Origin of the sequence: Halorubrum salipaludis (assembly GCF_002286985.1) — an archaeon.
GTDB classification, from domain to species: domain Archaea; phylum Halobacteriota; class Halobacteria; order Halobacteriales; family Haloferacaceae; genus Halorubrum; species Halorubrum salipaludis.
The window spans coordinates 278,169-300,410 of the sequence record NZ_NSKC01000002.1; the positions used below are offsets into that span (position 1 = coordinate 278,169).

The window sequence follows — 22,242 nt, forward strand, 5'->3', positions numbered from 1 at the left end:
CTCGCGGAGCCGGGCGTCCCGGCCCGCCTCTCGGGTTTCGTCGTACTTTTGCCGTTGGTCCGGGTAGGGTCTCGCATGAGTGACGCATCCGCGCTGACCGAGCGAGAGGACGCCCCCGACGTAGGTGAGCTGACGCCGCCGGACCGGACGCTGATGGGCCCCGGTCCGAGCGACGTTCACCCGCGCGTGCTCCAGGCGATGAGCACGCCGCTTGTCGGCCACCTCGACCCCTCGTTCGTCGAGATCATGGACGAGGTCCAGGAGCTGCTGCGGTACACGTTCCGGACGGACAACAAGTGGACGATCCCGGTGTCGGGGACCGGGTCGGCGTCCATGGAGGCGGCGATCGGCAACCTCGTCGAGCCGGGCGACACGATGTTAGTTCCGACGAACGGCTACTTCGGCGGGCGGATGAAGTCGATGGCCGAGCGCGCGGGCGGCGAGGTCGTCGAGGTGGAGGCGCCGTGGGGCGAGCCCCTCGACCCGGTCGACGTGGAGCGCGCGTTCGACGAACACCAGCCGGACGTGTTCGGCTTCGTTCACGCGGAGACCTCGACCGGGGTCCTCCAGCCGAACGTCCCCGAGCTGACCGGCATCGCGCACGACCACGACGCGCTCGTGATCGCCGACTCCGTCACGTCGCTCGGTGGCGTCGAACTGCGCGTCGACGAGTGGGGGATCGACGCGGCCTACTCCGGGCCGCAGAAGTGCCTCTCGTGCCCGCCGGGCGCGAGCCCGCTCACGCTCAGCGACCGCGCGATGGACAAGGTGCTCGACCGCGACGAGCAGCCCCGCTCGTGGTACCTCGACCTCTCCCTCCTTGAGGGGTACTGGGGCGACGACCGCTCGTATCACCACACCGCGCCGATCACGAACGTGTACGCGCTCCGCGAGGCGCTCCGCCTCGTCGCCGAGGAGGGGATCGAAGCGCGGTGGGCGCGCCACCGGGAGGTCGCCGGCGAGCTGAAGGCGGGCCTCCAGGAGCTGGGCTTAGAGATGAACGCGCCCGACGAGTACTGGCTTCCCAGCCTGAACGCCGTTCGGGTGCCCGACGGGATCGACGACGGCGCCGTCATCGACCACCTCCTCGCGGAGTACGACCTGGAGATCGCGTCCGGGCTCGGCGACCTGGAGGGCGACATCTGGCGGATCGGCTGTATGGGCCACTCCGCCCGCCGGAAGAACGTCGAGTACGTCCTCGCGGCGCTGGAGGACGCGCTGGCGGAACAGGGGTTCTGAGCGGTCGAAAGCGGCGCGGGACCGTCCGGCCCCACCCCCGACCGCCTGCCGAGTGATTTATCAGTGAGCGTCTCTCCCCTCGGTAGGGGTATGAACGATCTACGAACCGGACTGAGCTACGGGGACGTGCTGCTCGTCCCGCAGCGCTCGCCCGTCGACAGCCGGAGCGACGTGGACCTCTCGACGCGGCTCACGCCGGGCGTCGAACTGGAGACGCCGCTCGTCTCGGCGGCGATGGACACCGTCACGGAAGCGGAGCTGGCGATTGAGCTCTCCCGCGTCGGCGGGATCGGGGTCCTCCACCGATTCCTCACCGTCGACGAGCAGGCGACGCAGGTCGAAGCCGTGGCCGCGGCGGGCGAGCAGGTGGCCGCCGCGGTCGGCATTAACGAGGACTACATGGGCCGGAGCGCCGCGCTCGTCGACGCCGGCGTCGACGCGCTCGTCGTCGACGTGGCGCACGGCCACCTCGAACGGGCCCTCGCGGCGGTCGAGGAGATCGCCGAGGCGTTCCCGGAGACGGGTCTCGTCGCCGGCAACGTCGCGACGCCCGCGGGCGTCGAGGACCTGGCGGCCGCCGGTGCCGACTGCGTGAAGGTCGGGATCGGCCCGGGGTCGCACTGCACGACGCGGAAGGTCGCCGGGGCCGGCGTGCCGCAGCTGACCGCGGTCGACGACTGCGCGACGGCGGCGGAGGACCTCGACGTGACGATCTGCGCCGACGGCGGGATCCGCACCTCCGGCGACGCGGCGAAGGCGCTGATGGCAGGTGCCGACACCGTGATGCTCGGGAGCCTCTTCGCCGGCACGGAGGAGGCGCCCGGCGCGGTCGTCGAGGTCGACGGGACGCGGTACAAGCGGTCCCGGGGGATGGCGACCACCGCCGCCGCCGAGGACCGCGACGACAAGGGGGCGGACGTGGGCGCCGACGAGGGCGTCGAGGCGCTGACGCCGTACAAGGGACCGGTCGCGACGGTGGCCGAGGAGTTCTGTCAGGGGATCCGGTCGGGGCTCTCGTACTGCGGCGGCCACACGATCGAGCGCGCCCGCGACCGGGCCGAGTTCGTGCGCGTCGCGCCCGGCGCGAAGGAGCGTGAGGGGTTCCACACCGACGACGACTGGGAGGGGATCAGCGTGGACAGCGAGACGAAGCGCGTCGCCGACTCAGCCGGCGGGTCGGCGGCCGAGAGCGACGACTGACCGGCCGTTTCGGTGTCGGAGCGCGCAGATACACCGTGTGATTGTGTGACTAACTCGCGTGCGGTTTTTCACGGTGACGCGGGTCGTTCGAACCATGACCGACGCGTTCGGACGCGCGATCCGGGACCACCACCGCGGCGACCGGACCGGACCCCTCCGACAGGGCGACGGCGAGGAGACGCGCGACCACCCGATCGAGGCGTTCTACTTCGACGAGTTCGACCCGGAGAGCGACCCGGGCTCGTGGCTGGCGTCGCGGCTGGACGGGCCGCTCGTCGACCTCGGCGCCGGCGCGGGCCGGCACGCGCTGGCGTTTCAACAGCGGTTCGAGACGGTCGCGGTCGAGCCCAGCCCGGCGCTCGTCGAGACGATGCGCGACCGCGGCGTCGCGGACGCCCGCGAGGGCGACATGTTCGCGCTCCGGGACGCGTTCGAGCGGGACCGGTTCGCGTCGGCGCTCGCGATCGGCACGCAGGCCGGACTGGCCGGATCGATGCGGGGGCTCTCGGCGTTCCTCGGCGACCTCGCGTTCGTGACGACGCCCGGCGCGACCGCGGTGGTCGACTGCTACGCCCCGGCTCACCCCGAGGCCGCGGCCCTCCTCGGCTACCGCGAGGACCCGACGCCGGGGCTCGCGCACCGAGTCATGTGGTTCGCGTACGAGGGCGAGCGGGACCCGACGCTTCAGTTCCGGCTGTTCTCTCCGGACCGGCTCCGCGAGGCGGCCGTCGGGACCGGGTGGGAGATCGAGGCGATCGACCACGAGGGGACCGGGGAGGGGCCACATTACCGGGCGGCGCTCCGGAAGCGGTAGGGTGATCCCGCGGCGGAGACGAGGGGAGGGGTAACGCGCCCTACCACGCCGTCAGCGCCGCGCGCCCGTGGTCGTGCGCGAGGATCGCGAGGAACGCGAGGACGCCGGTGATCGCGAACGCGCCGCCGACGTAGAAGACGGAGGCCATGCTCACCTCGACCATCAGCCAGCCGGCGATGAGGGGGCCGGCGACGGAGCCCGGCCGCCAGACGAGCTCGCGGATGCCGAAGCTGGAGGCGACGCCGCCGTCGTCGGTGCCCTCGTCGGCGAACAGCGCCATGCTCGCGGGCTCGCGGAAGGAGTCGGCAACCCCGAGGAGTCCCGAGAAGGCGACAAGCGGGAGGTACGCGGCCGGGAGCGTTCCGAGCAGCGGCAGCGTCACGTCGGTTCCGACCGCGGTCCCGATCGCGGTCGAGAACGGAATGGCGACCGCGATCAGCCCGTAGGCGCCGCCGCCGGCGAAGACGAACAGGGACCGACCGTAGGCGTCCGAGAGCCGGCCGGTGAACAGCTGGCCGACCATGTTCGTCGCCTTCTCGGCGGTGACGGTGACCGCGATGGCGATGCCGGCCACGCCGAGGCCGCCGGCGGCCATCTCCGTGCCCGCGTAGATCGGAATCCACGTCCGCACCATCGTCACGGCGAAGGCGTACTGGGCACGGAAGCTCGTCATCGTGAGGATCCGTCGGTTCACGGCCAGGTCCGAGAACGGGAACCCCTCGACGCGGGTGTCGTCGTCGTCGAGGACGAGCCACGTGACGACCCAGGCCGCGACCATCAGCAGCGCGATGATCGTGAAGATGGGACCGAAGCCGAGCGCGTCGTATATCGCGCCGGCCGACAGCGAGCCGACGATCGACGCGGCGAAGGAGGCGGCGTTCGCCTTGCCGATCTTGTCGGCCCGCGTGCCCACGTCCGCGATCTGGCCGACCAGCGACAGCGTCATCAGCCCGGCGCCGGTGACCACGAGCCCCTGTAGGGCGCGGACCAGGATGAACGAGGCCGAGGAGTCGACGAGCGGGAAGAGGGCGTAGACGCCGGCGCCGACGCCGAGCACGCCGAGCAGGACCCGCCGCTTGTCGAAGCGGTCGCCGGCCCACGCCAGGGGGACGACGGCGACGGTCTGTGCGAGGGTGAACCCGGTGGTGTACATCCCGATGATGAATCCGGCCGAGACGGTGACGCCGAGCACCGTCGTCGCCTGCGGGTCGAGCGTGTTGATGTACGGGCCCAACAGGGTGACGAGCGTGATGAAGCCGAACCCCTCCGCGAACCGGGTCAGATAGAGCGCCCAGAACTGCGATCGTCTCGTCCCGTTGCCGGCGTCCGCGTTGCTTCCGTTGCCGGCGTCCGCGTTGGTCACACCGGATCGGTGCCCACCGCTTCAAAAGGGGTTTCGGTTCGAAGCGTCCTCAGGGCTCGGACCCGCGGAGCGGCCGGCGTCGGAGTTATGTCGCGCGCGAGTGAATCCGGACGCATGGGTGATCAGGCCTGCGACCGCCGGTTCTGCCCGGAGTGCGATCTCGCGGTGTCGTGCGCGAAAGAGGTATGTCCCGAGTGCGGGGCGCGGATCGAAGGCGTCGACGCCTGAGCCGGGAGGCCGTCGAGGCTTGTCCCCGGAGGCATGGACGCCTGAGCCGTGGGGACACGTCGGGACGCGGTTCGGAGCCGTCGGAGGCCGACCCTCGTCCTCGGCGTCCTCGCTTTTCGTCTCACTCCGCGGACGGGAGCACGAGCGTCACGGCCGTCCCCTCGCCGTCGACCCCGGGGCCGAACCGGATCTCGCCGCCGTACGCCTCCACGACCCACGCGACGATCCACAGGCCGACGCCGGTGTTGTGCCTGAGCTGCGTCACTTCTCGCTCGCCGGTGATCACCTCGCGGACCGTCGCCGGGATCCCCGGGCCGTCGTCGGCGACCGTCACCCGCGTAACTCCGGCGTCCGGGTCGCGGTCGGCGGTCACCTCGACCCGCGGCGCGTCGCCGGCGTGGTCGACCGCGTTCTCGACGAGATGATCGAGCGCCGTCGCGAAGCGGCCGTCGCCGCGGACGGCGATCCCGTCGGGGACTCTCGTCCGGATATCGGCGTTCGGTGCCCGCTCCGCGTGTCTCTCGACGACCTCGTCGGCCACGGGGCGGACGGCGATCGGGTCCGGGTCCGTGACGTACCCCTCCTCGACCACGCGCCGGATCGTCGCGGCGCCCTCGGCGACGTCGACCAGTCGCTTGCCGGTCGCCTCGATCCGCCGGGCGTGGTCGCGGATCGTCTCGTCGGCGGTTTGCGCGGCGATCTCGCCGGCGAAGCCGAACACGACGTTCAGCTCGTTCCGGAGGTTGTGCCGGAGGATCCGGTTGACGATCCGCACGTACTGCTCGCGGCGCTTCCGGTCGGTGATGTCGGTGTAGATGCCGAACGCGCGCCGCGTCCCGCTCGCCTCGTAGGTGAAGCCGCGGAAGAGGAACTCCCGCGGGCCGTCGACGGTCCGTCGCCGGATCTCCTCGGTGACGAAGCCGCGCTCGCGAAGCAGCGCGTCGAGCGATTCGGCGCCGAGCCCGCCGCGGCTCTCGTCGCCGCCCAGCCGCTCCTCGTCGATGTCGAGGGCGTCGATCGTCCGCCCCCGGAGGGCGGTCCCGTCGGCGCCGAACCGGTCCTCGAACGCCGGGTTGAGCCCGTCGATCACCGTCTCGTCGTCGTCGAGGACGACCTCGATCACCGGGTCCGGGATCCGGTCGAACAGCCGCTGGAAGCGGTCGCGCTCCGCGGACAGCTCCGTCCGAGTCCGGCGGAGGTCGGTGACGTCCGACAGCGACGCGACGACGCCGTTCGTGCGCCCCGACAGGGCGGACAGCCGCAGCTCGCCGTGTCTCGCGCGCGACTCCCCCTCGCGTCGGAGCGTCAGGTCGACCGTCCGCGTCGCGTCGTCCCGGCGCTCGCCGTCGACCGCCGGGCCAGACAGCGACGCGATCGCGTCGCCGAGCCGCTCCCCGTCCGGCCCGGAGACGAGCCCGTCGAGCCGCCGTCCCGCGATGCCGGGGCCGTCCGCCGTGCGGGGGTCTCCCGGGTCGCGACCTCGCCGTTCGCGGTCTCGCGAGCCGATCCCGAACCACGCCGCGAACGACGCGGTCGCGTACGTGACGACGCCGTCGTCGTCGAGGACGCACACCATGTCGTCGACGTTCTTCAGGGCGTCCTCGTAGGTGTGAAGCCGCCGGCGGCGCTCGTTGGCGTCCATGGTGGCGACCGCGTTCGTCGCCAGCAGCTCGAGGACGGTGACGTCGCTCTCGTCGAAGGCGTGCGACTCGACGGACCCGACGATGAACACGCCGTGACTCCCGAGCGGGACGGCGACGAACGAGCGCATCCCGTGGTACTCCCGGTCGTCGTCTCCCGCCGACAGATCGTCTCTCGCCGGTCCCTCACCCCCCGCCGCGAGGTCGTCGCACACCCGGGTCTCTCCCCGCTCGAACACCCGTCCGGTGATCCCCTCGCCGGGGGGACGCGGCCCGCGGGAGGCGGCGAACTGCTCGCCGACCCCGTCGCTCGTGACGGCGAGCCGGAGCAGCCCGGCGTCGGGGTCGAACAGGCGCACGCCGCTTATCTGGTGGTCGAGGACCTCGTCGGCGGCCTCGACCAGCCGCCCCGCGACCCCCTCGGCGTCCCCCTCGCGCTGGATCCGCTCGACGGTGCCGAGGAGGCGTTCGAGCGTTCGCTCGCGGCGCTTCCGCTCCGAGGCGTCCGCGAAGAACACCGACAGCCCGTCCGGCGACGGGTACGCGGTCACCTCGGTCCACAGGTCCAGCGGCTCGTAATGCGCATCGAAGGAGACCGACTCCTGGGTCGCCATCGCCCGGCGGTAGCGCCCCTCGTACTCCGCTCCGAGCGCCGCCGGGAACTCCGTCCAGACGTCCTCGCCGATCAGCGCGTCGGGATCGCGGTCGAGCAGCGCGGCCGCCTTCCCGTTGACGTAGGTGAACCGCCAGTCGGCGTCGAGCGCGAAGAACGCGTCGTCGATGCGCTCTAAGGTGTTCTCGAACCGCTCGACCGCGGCCTCGCGTTCCTCGAGCGCCCTCTGCCGTTCGAGCGCCCGACCGAGCCACGCCGCGAGCAGCTCGACGAACGTCCGCTCCGACTCGTCGAACGGTCGGTCGCGACGCTCCGGGTCGAGGAAACACAGCGACCCGAACACCTCGCCGTCGACGACGACGCGCCCGCCGACGTAGCTGCCGAACCCGAAGCGCTCGTAGGCCGGATCGCTGCCCAGCCCGGCGGCCTCGGGGTCGGTGAACGCGACCACGCCCTCACCGCCGCCGTCGTCCGTATCGCCTCCGGCTCCGCGGTCGCCCCGTATCGTCCGCCGGCAGTACGTCAGCTCCAGCGGGATCGATCCGTCGTCGTCGAGGGCGGTCGCCGAGAGCGACTCCAGGAGTCCCGCCCCGTCGCGGTACTGCCGGAGCCGGAGCCGGTCGCCGTCGACCCGGGAGGAGTAACCGATCGACAGTCCGAGGTGGTCGCGGCCGAGGTCCAGCAGCGCGTCGACCTTCTCCTCGAGGTCGGTTCCGCGGTCCGAGACGATCCGGACGAACGGCTCGAGGAACCCGTCGCCGCGGTCGGCGGTCTGGGAGCGCTCCCTTCGATCGGCGGCCCCAACCCGGTCCGCGAGGGTCTCGCCGTCGGCCGCGAGCCGCCGGCCGGAGACGTATTCCACGCCCAGGCGGCTCGCGTCGATCGCGGCGTCGGGATCGTCGCGGACGGAGTACGCGAGGATCCGCGCGTTCGGATAGCGCTCGCGGATCGTCTCGATCCTCACGGGCGCAGTTGCACGGCCGGCGCCGTGAGCCTCGCTGCCGTCGGAGGCGTCGCTTCCGCCGCGGTCGCTCTCGGCTCCGCCGTCCGACTCGGCGGCGCCTCGCAGGCGAACGATGACGACGGGCGGATCAGCGTCGACCCCTCGCTCGGCCGGCTCCCGGATCGTCTGCGTCCCCTCGGGGAGCGCCCCCCACGCGGCGTCCACCGGCTCGCCGACGTGAACTGACGGTTCCTCAGGTGTCATACCCCTCGCCCGCGGATCGGTGCGCACGAGCGGTCGGCCGTCCGCGGAGCGTCCTCCGCACCGGACGCACCGGTCGCCGCCGGCACCCGTTCGGTCCTGTCACTCACGCGACTACGACCGCCGTTATAATAACCGTTCGCTCGAATTCTCAGGGCAGACAAACTCGATTTTGAGATGCGAGGAGACGGGATATATTACCGAACAAACATATCTGCTATCGGTTCCGGATCGATCCGATTGCCGTCACGCGATTTACGCGACTCGGGATTTGTCGGTACAGGAGCGGGCCGGGCGCGATTGTGAACGACGAGAAGACGATCGCTCGCTACGCTCGCGCTGCGACTTCTCTACTTCAAATCGCTTCCGTCAGGTTCCGTCACCGCATCGCTGTCGCTCTGCGGTTTGGAACACGGGCCGGGCGCGATTTGAACACGCGACCGACGGATTAAGAGTCCGTCGCTCTCCCTAACTGAGCTACCGGCCCTCATCCAACCGTATCCCCGTCGACGTAAAAGGCCTTTTCATTCGCCGGCGCGGGTCGCGTCTTCCGGTCAAAAATTCGACCGAAGAAGCCGGGATAACCGGATGGTGTAGTCGCGCCCATGGGAAACCGTTATCAACGCCCGTTGTGTATCACATGTCGTATGTCAGACAACCCAATCAGCGAACGGATCGACCGGCGGACGCTCCTCCGCGGGGCGGCCGCGGCCGGCGTCGTCGGCATCGCCGGCTGTTCGGATAACGGTGGCGACGGCTCCGACGGATCCGACGGCGAAGACGGCAGCGACGGAATGGACGGCGACGACGGCTCCGACGGATCCGACGGCGAAGACGGCGGGAGCAACGACGTCATCCGCTGGCACGCCGGCGGCACGGGCGGGACCTACTTCCCGCTGTCCGGCGAGTTCGAGGGGATCATCGAGGACAACACCGACTACCCGGTCGAGGTCTCCTCGACGGGCGCGTCGGTCGAGAACGTCGGCAGCCTCGGAAACGGCGACGCCGACTTCGCGCTCATCCAGAACGACGTCGCCTACTTCGCCCGCAACGGCGAGGGGCTCGACGCGTTCGACGGTTCTCCGGTCGAAAACCTCCGCGGCGTCGCGACGCTGTACCCGGAGACGATCCACGTCCTCCTCAACCCCGAGTCGGACGTGAGCTCGCTGTCCGACCTCGAGGGCATGCGCGTCAACACCGGCGACCTCGGCAGCGGGACGCAGGTGAACGCGCTCCAGATCCTCGAGTCGGCGGCCGGCCTCACGACCGACGACTTCGACGAGCAGAACACCGACTTCACGCAGGCGGCCAACCAGCTCCGCGACGGCGACGTCGACGCGGCGTTCGTCGTCGGCGGGTGGCCCGTCGGCGCGGTCGAAGAGCTCGCGACGACCACGGACGTTGAGATCCTCAACATGTCCGACGAGGAGCGGCAGGCGGCCCGCGACGACGCCTCGTGGTTCGCGGACGACACGATCCCCGGCGGCACCTACGAGGGCATCGACGAGGACGTCGACACCGTCTCCGTGCAGGCGATGATCGCGACGCGGTCCGAGTACTCCGCCGACGCGGTCGAGGCGGTCACCGAGGCCATCTTCGAGAACCTCGGCGAGCTGTCGATCAAGACGGACTTCATCAGCGCCGACTCCGCGCAGGACGGGATGTCGATCGAGCTGCACGAGGGCGCGGCCCGCTACTTCGAGTAACGTGGCGCTCCGGTCGCGACTCCCGTCGGGTCGGCGCGGAACCGCCCTGGCCGCGGTCGCCCTCGTGGCGGTCCTCGCGGCCACCACGGGGGCGGCGTTCGCCGTGGGGGCGGTCGACACCGTCGCCGGCGGCCCGACGCTGGTCGTGACCGACGAGCGCGGCACCGAGCTGGTGACGGCCCCGGTCTCCGACGAGACCGAGATCGTCATCGAGTATACGCACAGCGTCGAGAAGACGACCGTCCGCGACGTGTACGCCCCGAGAGACGGTGAGCTGGTGATGACTCGAATGGAGTTCAGCTCGTTCGGGGCCGGGCTCCCGTCGCAGGCGGACGTGACGGAGCGCGACGGCCGGTACGTCTTTGAGCCCCCGTCCGAATCGTACGCGACGCTGCACCTCAAGACGGGCACCGTCGCCGATCACGACCTGATCGTCGGCGACGAGCGGTACGACATCGCGGGGATGACCGACGGCGGCGCGGTCGATCTGACGGTCGAGCGGCGGGTGGCGCCGGGGCTGTAGCCGTCGTCGCACCCGCCGGGCGCGGAGACCGAGGCGAGACAGGACACGAGAGGGTGACACAACTGTGACGACGAACACATCAGACGGGATCGAACCGGACGCGGAAGGAACCGAAGCGGCCGACCAGGTATTCGAGGAGATCGACAACCGACGCTCGCTGACGGGCGTCGCGCTGGTCGCCGTCGCGCTCGTCGGGATCGCCTTCTCGGCGTACCAGCTGTGGCTCGGCGCCAGGGGGTTCGTCTTCGAGTTCACGATCCCGGGGCTCACCACGGTGCGGCTCGGCTCGCTCTCCTCGCTGCAGGTGCGCGCGATCCACGTCAACTTCGCGCTCGTGATGGCGTTCCTCCTCTTCCCGGGATCGACAGGCAACGGGGCGATCACGGGGCGGCTCGCCGCGCTCCCCTCGATCGCACGGGACCGGTTTGGCGACTCGCCGGTGACGAGAGCCGCCGAGGGGATCCGCCGAGGGATCTGGTGGCTGTTCGTCGACGAGGAGTCGACTCGGATCGCGCCGTCGGACCTCGCGTTGGTCCTCCTGTCGACGTTCCCGACCGCCTACTACCTCACCCAGTACGACGAGATCACGGACATCATCCGGGTCCGGGGACTCGCCGGCGCCGGCACGCTCGGCGAGGTCGTCCCGTGGCTCTCGGCCGCGGAGGTCGGCTTCCTCGCCGAGTACAGCCTCGCGTACCTGATGGGCGTGCTCGCCATCCTGCTCGTGTTGGAGGCGACGCGACGGGCGCTCGGCCTGCTGCTCACGCTGCTCGTGAGCCTCTTCCTCCTGTACGCCAAGTACGGGTACCTCCTGCCGCGCGACCTGCCGGTGGCGCAGACGTTCGCCACCTCCGAGCTGCGGTGGAACCAGATCGTCCAGAACCTCTGGTACACGGTCGAGGGGATCTTGGGCGTCCCCGTCGGCGTCTCCGTGCGGTTCATCTACATCTTCATCCTGTTCGGGGCGTTCCTAGAGATGTCCGGCGCCGGGAAGTGGTTCATCGACCTCGCGTACTCGATCACGGGCACCCGGAAGGGCGGTCCGGCGAAGGCGAGTGTCGTCGCCTCCGGGTTCATGGGGATGCTCTCCGGCTCCTCAGTCGCGAACACGGTGACCACCGGGGCGCTGACGATCCCCCTGATGAAACGCTCCGGCTACTCGCCTGAGTTCTCCGGCGCGGTGGAGTCGTCCGTCTCCTCCGGCGGGCAGATCCTCCCGCCGGTGATGGGAGCGGCCGCGTTCCTCATCGTCGAGTACACGGGGACGCCGTTCCGCGACGTGGTCATCGCCGCGACGCTGCCGGCCATCGCCTTCTTCTTCGGGATGTGGGTGATGGTCCACTTCGAGGCCGCCAAACACGGGATCGGCGGGCTGAGCCGGTCCGATCTGCTCGATCTGGGACCGCACATGCGGCGCGGGTGGTTCTACCTCGTCCCGCTCGGGCTCCTCCTGTACTACCTCGTGATCGCCCGGCTCTCCGTGGGCCGCGCCGGGTGGCTCACGATCATCGCGACCGTGGCGCTCATCTCGATGGTCGCCGCCTACAACGAGCGGACGGGTCCGTACCTCGTCGGCGCCGTCGCGGCCGGCTACGCCCTGTTCGCCATCTCGCTGGCCTCGCTCGGGGTGACGCCGATCGAGCTGGCGTACGGCGCCGACGCCGCCGAGTACGGCGTGACGGGAGCCCTCGGCGAGGCGCTCTCCTCCCTGCCGACGATCATCACGGCGATCAGCGTCGCCTTCCTCCTCGCCGACCCGCGCGGGGACGCGCCCCTGCTCGACCTCGACGACGACGTGGTCGACGCGGCGACCTGGTTCGACGATCGGACCGGCTTCGAGGTCGCATCGTCGCGGGCGGGACAGTTCGGATCGTTCGTGCTGAAGGCGATGGACTCCGGCGCGAAGACCGCGACCATCGTGGTCGTCGCGGTCGCCGCCGCCGGGATCATCCCCGGCGTCATCGGGATCACCGGGCTCGGCGGGAGCCTCCGTGCGCTCATCATCAGCGTGAGCGGCGGGTCGCTCGTCCTCCTGTTGATCCTCGCCGGACTCGCGGCCGTGATCGTCGGCATGGGAATGCCAACGACGGTGATGTACATCATCATCGTCGTGCTGCTCGGTCCCGTCCTCCCCGAGTTCGGGATCGCGATCTTGGCGGTCCACCTGTTCGTCCTCTACCTCGGGCTGATGGCCGACGTGACCCCGCCCGTGATGGTCGCCGCGTACGCGGCGGCCGGCATCGCGAAGTCCGACCCCTTCGAGACCGGGAAACAGGCGTTCCTCCTCTCGCTGAACAAGATCCTCGTTCCGTTCGCGTTCGTGTTCTCCCCCGGGATCCTGCTGCTCCGCACGACCGACGGGCAGGGATCGATCCTGACCGGTGCCGACGTCTCCGACCTCGGCTTCTTCCTACCGGAGGTCGTTGCGCCGGTCGTCGCGGTGTTCGCCGGCGTGTACGCGCTCGGCGTCGCGATCATCGGCTACTACCACACGGACGTGCGGGCCGGGGCGCGCGTCTCGCTCATCGCGGCCGCGGTGTTGCTGTCGGTCCCCGGCATGGTGCTGTTGCCGGCCAGCGCCGCGTTCGGGCTCGTCGGGATCGACGTCGCGCTGTACTCGGTCACCAACGAGCTCGTCGCCCGCGGCGTCGGCGGCGCGCTGCTCGTGGTCGGCCTCGTCCGCAACCGCCGGCGGGCGGGCGGCGAGGAGGGAGACGACGCCGGGTCGGACCGGCGCGAGCGGCCGGACTCTCAGACGGCGGCCTCGCAGTAGGTCCGGGCCCCCGCGCGGAGAGCGCACTCGTTAAGTGTCGTCCCGCGGAAATCACGGGCAATGAGTAGTGGGGCATCCGGATCGGCGCGAACGCGATACGCCATCCTCGGCTGTGGGAGCGTCGGGCACGCCGTCGCGGAGGACCTGACCGGCCGCGGCAAGGACGTGCTCATCCTCGACCGCGACGAGAGCCGCGTCGAGGCGCTCCGCGACCAGGACCTCAACGCCCGCGTGCAGGACATCGCCGACCCGGACGTGATCGAGGCGCTCGACGACCGGGACATCGTGTTAATCTTAGCGAGCGACGTCGAGGCCAACAAGGCGGCCGTCTCGGCGGTGCGCGACACCGGCGGCGACCACTACGTCGTCGTCCGCGCCTCGGACCCCGTCAGCGAGGACGAGCTGCGCGAGCGCGGCGCCGACGTGGTGATCAACCCCTCGACGGTGATCGCCGACAGCGCGCTCCAGTCGCTCGAGACCGGCGAGCTGGAGTACATGGCGCGCCAGCTCGCGGAGATAATCGAGGGCGGCGACGGGCGGATGGCAATCTTGACCCACGACAACCCGGAGCCGGACTCAATCGCGTCGGCGACCGCGCTCCAGGCCATTGCCGGCGCGTTCGGCGTCGACGCCGATATCCTCTACACCGGCGACGTGGGCCACCAGGAGAACCGGGCGTTCGTCAACCTTCTCGGGATCGACCTGGTGGCGCGCTCGGAGGCGCCCGACCTCTCGGAGTACGGGACGGTCGCCGCGGTCGACCTGGCGAAGTCCGCCGAGGACGGCTTCGACTTCGACGTCGACATCGACATCTACCTCGACCACCTGGAGGCGGAGGTCCCCTTCGACGCCCGGTTCGTCGACGTGCGGACCAACGTCTCCTCGACGTCGACGATCCTCACGAAGTACCTCCAGGAGTTCGACCAGTCGCCGACGGAGGCGGTCGCGACCGCGCTCCTCTACGGGATCCGCGCCGAGACGCTCGACTTCAAGCGGGACACGACGCCCGCGGACCTGACGGCGGCCGCCTACCTCCACCCGTTCGCGAACCACGACACGCTCGAGCAGGTGGAGTCGCCGTCGATGAGCCCCGAGACGCTGGACGTGCTCGCAGAGGCGATCCAGAACCGCGAGGTGCAGGGGAGCCACCTGTTCTCGACGGCGGGGTTCATCAGGGACCGCGAGGCGCTCGCCCAGGCGGCCCAACACCTCCTCAACCTGGAGGGGATCACGACGACGGCCGTGTTGGGGATCGCCGACGACACCATCTACCTCGCGGCGCGCTCGAAGGACATCCGGCTGAACATCGGCAACGTCCTCGACGAGGCGTTCTCCGAGATGGGCGACGCCGCGGGCCACTCGACGCAGGGATCGTTAGAGATCCCGCTCGGCATCTTCACCGGGATCCAGTCGAGCGGCGACAACCGCGACACGCTGCTCCACCTCACCGAGGAGGCCGTCCGCCGGAAGCTGTTCGACGCGCTCGGCGTCGAGGGCGGCGGCGAGGGCGGCAACGGGTCGTGATCGGATCGCCGGAGCGATTTTCTTCCCCCGGGCCGTAATCGGAGCCAACAGGGACTCCAAGCATGTACGTCCCCGAGGACCCCCCGGAGACCTGTCCCGCCTGCGGCGACCCGTACGCGTCGGTGTCGCGACACGACGACGGGTTCGTCGTCAACTTACTCGACAACGAGCGGTACCGACGCGTGTGTTTCCACCCGGTCGACCCGGACGCCGACCCGGGGGCCGCGTTCGACTGCTTCCACCACACGCACCGACAAGCCGGGAGCTCCGCGGGGGAGTGACGGGGGAGAAAATCGGCATCGAAGGCCGAGCGCCCGGCGATCGATGACGCCGCGTTAGAACTCGTCGCCCTCGGTGATCGAGGTGTACGAGCCGATCAGCGCGCCGGAGAGGTCCACGTTCTCCAGGGTGACGCCCTCGTCGAGCACGGAGTTTCGGATCTTCGAGTCCGTGATCGTCGCGTCCGGGAAGACGACGGTGCGTTCGAGCGTTGAGTCGGTGACGGTCGCGCCCGACATGACGTGGACCACGTCGCCGAGCTCGGAGTTCTCGACGGTGGCGTCGTCGGCGACGAGCGTGCCGCCCTCCAGGGCGTACTCCACCGCGTCGAGGTAGCTGGCGGCGGTGCCGATGTCGAACCACGCGCCGTCGAAGGTGAACGCGTGGACCGCGCCGCGCTCTTGGAGCCACTGGAGGAACCAGCCCGGCTCGTCGGGGTTGTTCCCGTCTTCCAGGTACGTCGAGAGGTCCGGCAGCGTCTCGGCGGGGAACGCGTAGCAGGCGATGGAGACGAGCGTGCTCTTCGGATCGTCGGGCTTCTCTTGGAAGTTCACGACCTCGTCGCCGTCGAGCTCGACGAGCCCGTACGACTTGGCTCGCTCGCGGTCCTCGACGTCGTAGGCGGCCAGCGTCGGCGTCCCCTTCGACTCGAAGAAGTCGGCGAACTCGCCCAGATCGAAGCTGATCATGTTGTCGCCGGCGACGACGATCAGGTCGTCGTCGACGCCCTCGCGCTCGACGAGCTGGGCGAGCGCCCCGACGACGCCGAACTTCTCGTCCTCCTCGACGGTCTCCTCGACCGAGAGGGTCGGCTTCTCGAACGGGCTGTCGGCGATGTACTCCGCGAACGTGTCGGCGAAGCGCTCGTTCGTCGAGACGAACACCTCGTCGACGCGGTCGTCGGCCTCGAGGTCCTCGAAGATCTCGTCGATGACGGTGTTCTCGCCGACCGGCAGGAACATCTTCGGCCGGGTCTCGGTGATCGGCCAGAGCCTGGTCGCATACCCCCCAGCGAGTACGACTGCTTTCATACGGGTCTCGTCTCACCCCGGTGCCATACTTCTTGTGCTCCTGTCAACGGTCGAAAACCGGAGTGAAGTGGCGATCGCGACGATCGCTGGCGGGGGGCGCGACCCTACTCGCTCAGCCGGTCGGTGTCGATGGTGACGCCGGGCGGCGTGACGATCAGGAAGCCGCGGAAGTGCATCAGCTCGCCGCCCATGTCCTTGACCTCGCGCGCGAACCCCGCGGCCAGCTCGTTGAGGTCGCCGTCGACGGACAACACGAGGGTGTTCCCGTAGTCGACGCTGCGGACCCACTCGTCGGGGTCGGTCGTCCCGTCAAGGACGCCGAGGACGACGTCGCCGGCGGCCGCGAACGCCTCGTCCATCTGCTCTTCGGCGTCGCGTAGATCGAGGTCCCAGTCGCTCATACCTCAGGGTCGCGAGGCGGCGGCAAAAACGTTCGGACGCGTTCACGTCACCCCCGGCGGCCCGGCGGCACGAGAGCCGGGCCGGCCCGCCGCGGAACTCCCCTTCGCCGCCCGCCGGTTTCCCCTCTCGGTGCGGTTAAGTGCGCTCCGACCGGATCGGCGGTATGGAACACACGCGACGGTCCCTGCTCGCGGGGGCCGCGGCGGCCGGCGTCGTCGGCGCGGCCGGCTGTCTCGGCGGCGGAAGCGGCGGCGGTGGCGGCGGAACCGGCGACGGAAGCAGCGACGGGGGCAGCGACGGCGATGACGGCCTCGACCTCGGCGGCGTCGACCTCGATCCCGGCCAGTACGACTGCGACCTGACCGAGCCGGAGGGCCCGGACCTCGGCTACCGGCCGACCCTCGGCGACCCCGACGCCGACGTGGTCGTGCAGGCGTTCGAAGACTTCACGTGTCCGCACTGCGCGACCTACAAGCTGGAGGAGTTCCCGACGGTCCGCGAAGAGTACGTCGATCCCGGCGAGGTCCGGTACGAGCAGTGGGACTTCCCGATCCCCGTCGACGAGCGGTGGGCGGTCCCCGTCGCCAGCGCGGCCCGCGGGGTCGGCGACCGGGAGGGAGACGAGGCGTACTTCGAGTTCTCGTCGGCCGTCTACGAATCGCAGGGGAGCTACAGCGGAGAGGCGATCGGCGCCGCCGCGGAGACCGCCGGCGCGGACCCCTGCGCGGCCATCGCCGACGCGCGGTTCGCGGCGTACGGGGAGGCCTCCGCGAGCGACCGGAGCGAGGGGGTGTCGATGGGGCTCAGGGGGACGCCGACGATCTTCGTGAACGGCGAGGCGGTCGACGGGGCCGACGCGGACGCCATCGCGGCGGCGATCGAGTCGGCGCTGTAGGCGGGCACACGCCGCGTCAGTCGCGGTTCGGCCCGAGCGTCGGCCTTTTGAGCGTCCGGCGCGTTTTATAAGTAGATGACGGGGGACGACCGCGGCGACCGGCGGCGGCTGGGCGCCGTCGTGCTCGCCGTGCTGATCTCGCAGGTGCTCCTGTACCCGGGAGTGCCGGGCCTCGTGGTCGCGCTCGGCGCCCCCGCCGGCATCGACGCCGGGATGTGGTTCCTCGTCGCGGAGTTCGGCGCGTTCGTCTCCTTCGCGGTCGTCTGGGGCGCCGCCAGCGACGCGCTCGGGCGGCGGGCGCCGCTGATCGTCGCCGGCGCCGTCGGCGGCGCGGCCTCGTACGTCGCGCTCGCCGCGGTCCCCGAGCTCGGGTTCGGCTTCCGGGCGGCGCTCGCGGTCCGAGTCGTCGGCGGCGCGCTCACCATCGGCGCCTTCTCGCTGGCGATCACCTCGCTGATGGATCTGGAGGGCGGCAACGGCCGCAACATGGGGACCGCCGGCGTCGCGATCGGGCTCGGCGCGGCGGTCGGATCGGTCGTGGGCGGGACGCTCGCCGACATAAACGCCTTCTACCCCGTCTACGCCGGCGCCGCGGTGCTGGCGGGGTCGGGACTGATCGCGGCCACCGTCGACGACCGGGTCGTCGCCGGAGGGGAACGCCCCGAAGACGACGTGGGCTTCCGCGACGTGCTCGCCCGGGCGCGGACGACCCGGGGACTCATGGTCCCGCTCGCGTTCGGCTTCGTCGACCGACTCACGGCCGGCTTCTTCGCCCTGGTCGGCGTCTACTACTTCCAGGACCCCGAGACGTTCGGCCTCTCCGCCGGGGCGGCGGGCGCGACGCTCGCGCTGTTCTTCGTCCCCTTCGCGGTGTTACAGGCCCCGTTCGGCTCGCTGTCGGACCGGGTCGGGCGCTTCCTCCCGGTCGTGTTCGGCTCGGTCGCGTACGGGATCGTGACGATCGGTGTCGGCGCGGCGCCGATCTATCCCCTCGCGGCCGCGCTCATGGTGTTCGTCGGCGTCTGCGGCGCGCTGATGGCGCCGGCGACGATGGCGCTCGTCACGGATCTGGTCGAGCCGGAAGCCCGCGGCGCGGCGATGGGGCTGTTCAACGTGTTCGGCTCGCTCGGCTTCCTCGCCGGCTTCCTCATCGGCGGGAGCGCGACCGACGCGTTCGGCTACACGCCGGCGTTCCTCGCGGTCGGCGGCCTCGAACTCGCCATCGCGCTGGCGCTGTTCCCGGCCGTCAAAGCGATCGCGCCCGGCGGTGGCCTCCTCGGGCTCGGCGGCGGGACCGGCCGGTCGCCGTCGGAGTGAGCCCGATCGCGAGCGGAACGAGGGCCGTGCCACCCGGCCGAGTCGAGTCCTTTTAAGGCGCTCGCCCCCTCCGTACGGACGACAGATGGACCTCCTCGTGGTGGGCGCCGGCGAGATCGGCCGCTGGATCGCCGACACGGTGTCGGCCGACGAGTCGCCGGTCGACGCGACCGTCTCCTTCGCCGACAGGGACCCCGACGTGGCCGCCGACGCGGCCGCGCCGCGCGGCGCGGAGACGGTCCCGACCGACGGCGACACCGCCCACGACGCGGTGTGTCTCGCGGTGCCGATGTCGGCCGTCCCCGCCGCCGTCGAGGCGTACGCCCCCCGCGCGGAGCGGGCGATCCTCGACGTCTCCGGGGAGATGACCGACGCGGTCGCGGCGATGCGCGAGCACGCCCCGGGGCTCGAACGCGCGAGCTACCACCCGCTGTTCGCCCCGCCGCGCGTCCCCGGCAACGTCGCCGCGGTCGTCGACGAGGGCGGCCCGGTCGTCGAGGGGATCGCGGCGGCGATCGAGGCCGGCGGCAACGAGGTGTTCGAGACGACGCCCGCGGAGCACGACGACGCGATGGAGACGGTGCAGGCCGGCGCGCACGCGGCCGTGCTCGCGTGGCGGCTCGCGGGCGACGACGTGCGCGAGGAGTTCCACACCCCGGTCTCCGCCGCGCTCGACGACATCGCCGACACCGTCACCGAGGGGTCGCCCGCGGTGTACGCCGAGATACAGCGCGCCTTCGACGGGGCCGACGACGTTGCCGCGGCGGCCCGCGAGATCGCCGACGCCGACCCGGAGGCGTTCGCCGACCTGTACGAGGCGGCCCGCGGCGACCGCGAGGAACGCGAGCGACACGAGTGAGCAGAGGCCGAGCGACACGAGTGAGCCGACCGACCACCCAGTGATTTCATGATAGACAGAGCAGCCGTCCGGAACAACGCCAACTACCTGCGCAACGTCAGACCGATCGACCCCGAGGAGATCGCGGAGTACATCGAGGGCGGCGCCCACCCCGCGGTCGTCCGCGAGACGCTCCGCGAGGAGGCGTTCGACCTCCGACTCCGCGAGCGCGAGGACGGCGCGTTCGAGCCGGTCCCCGACGAGCCCGTCGCGGCGCCCGGCTGGGCGCCGACGGCGTTCCCCGAGGAGTACTCGTTCGCCCTCGAAGACCTGCTCGTCCGCGAGTTCGGCGCGAACTGGCACCGCGGGGAGTCCGGCGCGGAGCTGCGCGAGGCCGTGCGCCGGCTGAAGGACGACTACCTCTACGGCAACGATGTGGCGTACGACCGCGTCGCGGCGCTCGGCTACGCGATCTACCACCTGCCGGCCTACTACGCGACGATCGGCTACGTCCTCGACGACCTCGTCGAGAACGGGCTGCTCGACCGGACTCTCCGCGTCCTCGACGTGGGCGCGGGCGTCGGCGGCCCCGCCTTAGGACTCCACGACTACCTCCCCGACGACGCCGTCGTCGACTACCACGCCGTCGAACCGAGCGCGGCCGCCGACGTGCTCGACCACGTGCTCGGCGAGACCGGCCGGAACTTCCGGCCGACGATCCACGAGGCGACGGCCGAGTCGTTCCTCGGGACCGACGGCGGCGGCGGACCGGAGGGCGGGGACGCGGCGGCGCGCGACGCAGTCCCCGAGGAGTTCGATCTGGTCGTGTTCGGGAACGTCCTCTCGGAGCTCGACGACCCGGTGGCGGTCGTCGAGGCCGCGCTCGGCCGGCTCGCGGACGACGGGAGCGTCGTCGCGTTCGCGCCCGCCGACCGCAACACCGCCATGGGGCTCCGGGACGTGGAGCGCGCGGTCGCGACCCCCGAGAGCGGGGTGTCGGCGTACGCGCCCGCGCTCCGGCTCTGGCCGAACGCGACGCCCTCGGACGGCGGGTGGTCGTTCGACGTGGCCGACGACCTCGAGGTCCCGCCGTTCCAGCGCCGACTCGACGAGGCGGCCGAGCGCGGCTCCGGCGACGAGCCGGGCGAGTTCGTCAACGTCGACGTGCAGTTCGCGTACGCAATCTTGCGCCCCGACGGAAAACGGCGGGTGGACGTTCAGGCGACCGCCGACCGCTGTGCGCGCATGGCCGACTCCGAGGACCACGTTACCGACCGCGTGAACTACCTCGCCGTGAAGCTGAGCCACGACCTGAGCGACGGCGACAACGCCCTCTACCGCGTCGGCGACGGCTCGCAGGCGGTCGACCACTACCTCGTCTGCACGCGAGAGACCGTCCTCAACGACGACCTTCGGGCGGCCGACTACGGTTCCGTGGTCTTCGTCGAGAACGGGCTCGTGCTCTGGAACGACGACGAGGGGGCGTACAACGTGGTCGTCGACGACGAGACGGTCGTCGACTTGGTCGCGCCCTGACCGGGCCGCGGCCCTCCGATCGCGGAGGAGCCTCGAACCGGGGTCACGGTCGACTGCTCGCGGTCAACCCGTTTCCGCCGACCTCGTCGCGGACGACGAGGTAAAGCGTCCAGACCACGACGCCGCCCAGAAGCGCGGCGATCGTCCACGCGAGCACGTGGCCGCTGTTTCGCTCCACCGCGTCGAGATAGATGATCAGGGAGGCGCACACCGCCGCGACGGCCGCCACCGCGGCGAGGAGGAGGACGACGATCAGTTCCGCGCCGCCGGGAACGCCGACTTGGAGGACGGAGGGCATCACTCCTCGTTTACCTAACAGAAATATAAAGATTACCTCCAGCGGACACGTTGTGGGGCCATCACCCCACCGGCTCGATCAGCTCCGGCGCGTCGACGCCCGGCGAGTTCACGCGCGTCGAGACCGAATACGCCGTCATCTCGTCGGCCAGATACGGGTCGAGCAGCGCGGCGGCCTCGTCGGGGTCGCCCCGGAGCCACGTCTCCTCTTCGCTCGGATCGAGGATCACCGCCATCCGGTGATGGAGGTCGTCGACGAGCGCGTTCGGCTCGGTCGTGACGATCGTGAACGTCTCTACGGGCCCGGCGTCGCCGTCCTCGCCGCCTTCGCCCGCGCCGCCGCCGAACGCGCTGAGCCCCGTCTGCGTCGTCTCCGGCTCGGGCGGCTCCCACCGCTCGTAGAGCCCCGCCATCGCGAACGGGCGGTCGTCCTCGAAGGCGACGCGGTAGGGGGTCTTCCCGGCGCCGCTGCCGGCGTCTCTATCGTCGCCTCGCCGTCCCCCCTCGACCCACTCGTAGAACCCGTCCGCGGGGACGAGACACCGCCGCCGCTCGAAGGCGTCGGCGAAGCTCCGCTTCTCGCGGACCGTCTCCGCGCGGGCATTGATGAGGTCGAACGACTCGTCGGCCCACGAGGGCGTGAGTCCCCACTCCATCCGCGTCGCGGCTGTCGGGTCCTCGTCGGCGATCACCGGGAGGTCCTGTCCGGGCGCGCAGTTGTAGCTCGGCTCGTGGTCGCCGAAATCGGCGTCGAACCGGGACTCGAGGTCGGCGGTGGAAGTGAAGAGGGTGTAACGGCCACACATCGATGGCGGCGATT

17 protein-coding genes, 1 tRNA gene and 1 pseudogene are annotated in these 22,242 nt (G+C 70.9%); 12 read left to right on the plus strand and 7 right to left on the minus strand.

What is annotated here, in order from left to right; translation table 11 throughout:
• Window positions 1-75: 75 nt before the first annotated feature.
• The 3 genes from CK500_RS04080 (at window position 76) to CK500_RS04090 (ending at window position 3,253) form a co-directional block, all read left to right on the plus strand.
• Window positions 76-1,239, plus strand: a complete 1,164-nt coding sequence (locus CK500_RS04080; RefSeq protein WP_095635974.1) for a pyridoxal-phosphate-dependent aminotransferase family protein — start codon at window positions 76-78, stop codon at window positions 1,237-1,239.
• A 90-nt stretch (window positions 1,240-1,329) separates the two neighbouring features.
• Entirely contained in the window at window positions 1,330-2,439 is a 1,110-nt protein-coding gene (locus CK500_RS04085) for a guanosine monophosphate reductase (RefSeq protein WP_095635975.1), read from the plus strand.
• Between the two features lie 94 nt (window positions 2,440-2,533).
• A complete protein-coding gene (locus CK500_RS04090) occupies window positions 2,534-3,253 on the plus strand; it encodes a methyltransferase domain-containing protein (protein ID WP_095635976.1) in 720 nt (239 codons plus the stop codon).
• Window positions 3,254-3,293: 40 nt separating this feature from the next.
• Here CK500_RS04090 and CK500_RS04095 read toward each other — a convergent pair whose 3' ends face one another.
• The 3 genes from CK500_RS04095 to CK500_RS04105 form a co-directional block, all read right to left on the minus strand.
• Window positions 3,294-4,616, minus strand: coding sequence for an MFS transporter (locus CK500_RS04095; protein WP_095635977.1), 1,323 nt, complete (start codon window positions 4,614-4,616; stop codon window positions 3,294-3,296).
• Between the two features lie 349 nt (window positions 4,617-4,965).
• A complete protein-coding gene (locus CK500_RS04100; protein ID WP_095635978.1) occupies window positions 4,966-8,304 on the minus strand; it encodes a PAS domain-containing protein in 3,339 nt (1,112 codons plus the stop codon).
• Between the two features lie 410 nt (window positions 8,305-8,714).
• Window positions 8,715-8,788 (minus strand) — tRNA-Lys (locus CK500_RS04105).
• A 160-nt stretch (window positions 8,789-8,948) separates the two neighbouring features.
• Here CK500_RS04105 and CK500_RS04110 point away from each other — a divergent pair.
• The 5 genes from CK500_RS04110 to CK500_RS04130 all read left to right on the plus strand — a co-directional run bounded on the left by CK500_RS04110 (window position 8,949) and on the right by CK500_RS04130 (window position 15,108).
• Entirely contained in the window at window positions 8,949-10,007 is a 1,059-nt protein-coding gene (locus CK500_RS04110; RefSeq protein ID WP_095635979.1) for a TAXI family TRAP transporter solute-binding subunit, read from the plus strand.
• 1 nt (window position 10,008) lies between these two features.
• Entirely contained in the window at window positions 10,009-10,530 is a 522-nt protein-coding gene (locus CK500_RS04115; protein ID WP_095635980.1) for a DUF1850 domain-containing protein, read from the plus strand.
• Window positions 10,531-10,594: 64 nt separating this feature from the next.
• Window positions 10,595-13,303 carry a TRAP transporter permease gene (locus CK500_RS04120; protein ID WP_095635981.1) on the plus strand — a complete coding sequence of 903 codons (2,709 nt, stop codon included), beginning with the start codon at window positions 10,595-10,597 and terminating at the stop codon, window positions 13,301-13,303.
• A 60-nt stretch (window positions 13,304-13,363) separates the two neighbouring features.
• The gene (locus tag CK500_RS04125) at window positions 13,364-14,827 is read left to right on the plus strand and encodes a DHH family phosphoesterase (protein WP_095635982.1); all 1,464 of its coding nucleotides are present in this window, start codon (window positions 13,364-13,366) and stop codon (window positions 14,825-14,827) included.
• Between the two features lie 62 nt (window positions 14,828-14,889).
• The gene (locus CK500_RS04130) at window positions 14,890-15,108 is read left to right on the plus strand and encodes a hypothetical protein (RefSeq protein ID WP_095635983.1); all 219 of its coding nucleotides are present in this window, start codon (window positions 14,890-14,892) and stop codon (window positions 15,106-15,108) included.
• Between the two features lie 54 nt (window positions 15,109-15,162).
• On the opposite strand, the gene CK500_RS04135 is transcribed toward CK500_RS04130, so the two are convergent.
• Together CK500_RS04135 and CK500_RS04140 are read right to left on the minus strand one after the other, a co-directional pair.
• Window positions 15,163-16,137, minus strand: coding sequence for a sugar phosphate nucleotidyltransferase (locus CK500_RS04135; RefSeq protein ID WP_095635984.1), 975 nt, complete (start codon window positions 16,135-16,137; stop codon window positions 15,163-15,165).
• A 107-nt stretch (window positions 16,138-16,244) separates the two neighbouring features.
• Window positions 16,245-16,538, minus strand: a pseudogene (locus CK500_RS04140) (DUF5779 family protein); the annotation flags it as partial.
• Between the two features lie 164 nt (window positions 16,539-16,702).
• Here CK500_RS04140 and CK500_RS04145 point away from each other — a divergent pair.
• From CK500_RS04145 to CK500_RS04160, 4 genes are all read left to right on the plus strand, one after another.
• Window positions 16,703-17,434, plus strand: a complete 732-nt coding sequence (locus CK500_RS04145) for a DsbA family protein (protein ID WP_095635986.1) — start codon at window positions 16,703-16,705, stop codon at window positions 17,432-17,434.
• Window positions 17,435-17,509: 75 nt separating this feature from the next.
• Complete coding sequence (locus CK500_RS04150) at window positions 17,510-18,751, plus strand: MFS transporter (RefSeq protein ID WP_095635987.1); 1,242 nt, start codon at window positions 17,510-17,512, stop codon at window positions 18,749-18,751.
• An 85-nt stretch (window positions 18,752-18,836) separates the two neighbouring features.
• A complete protein-coding gene (locus CK500_RS04155; protein WP_095635988.1) occupies window positions 18,837-19,610 on the plus strand; it encodes an NAD(P)-binding domain-containing protein in 774 nt (257 codons plus the stop codon).
• A 48-nt stretch (window positions 19,611-19,658) separates the two neighbouring features.
• The gene (locus tag CK500_RS04160) at window positions 19,659-21,125 is read left to right on the plus strand and encodes a small ribosomal subunit Rsm22 family protein (protein ID WP_095635989.1); all 1,467 of its coding nucleotides are present in this window, start codon (window positions 19,659-19,661) and stop codon (window positions 21,123-21,125) included.
• A gap of 43 nt (window positions 21,126-21,168) precedes the next feature.
• On the opposite strand, the gene CK500_RS04165 is transcribed toward CK500_RS04160, so the two are convergent.
• Both CK500_RS04165 and CK500_RS04170 read right to left on the minus strand, forming a co-directional pair.
• The gene (locus tag CK500_RS04165; protein WP_095635990.1) at window positions 21,169-21,423 is read right to left on the minus strand and encodes a hypothetical protein; all 255 of its coding nucleotides are present in this window, start codon (window positions 21,421-21,423) and stop codon (window positions 21,169-21,171) included.
• Window positions 21,424-21,484: 61 nt separating this feature from the next.
• Window positions 21,485-22,228 carry an SOS response-associated peptidase gene (locus tag CK500_RS04170; protein ID WP_095635991.1) on the minus strand — a complete coding sequence of 248 codons (744 nt, stop codon included), beginning with the start codon at window positions 22,226-22,228 and terminating at the stop codon, window positions 21,485-21,487.
• Between the last annotated feature and the right edge of the window lie 14 nt (window positions 22,229-22,242).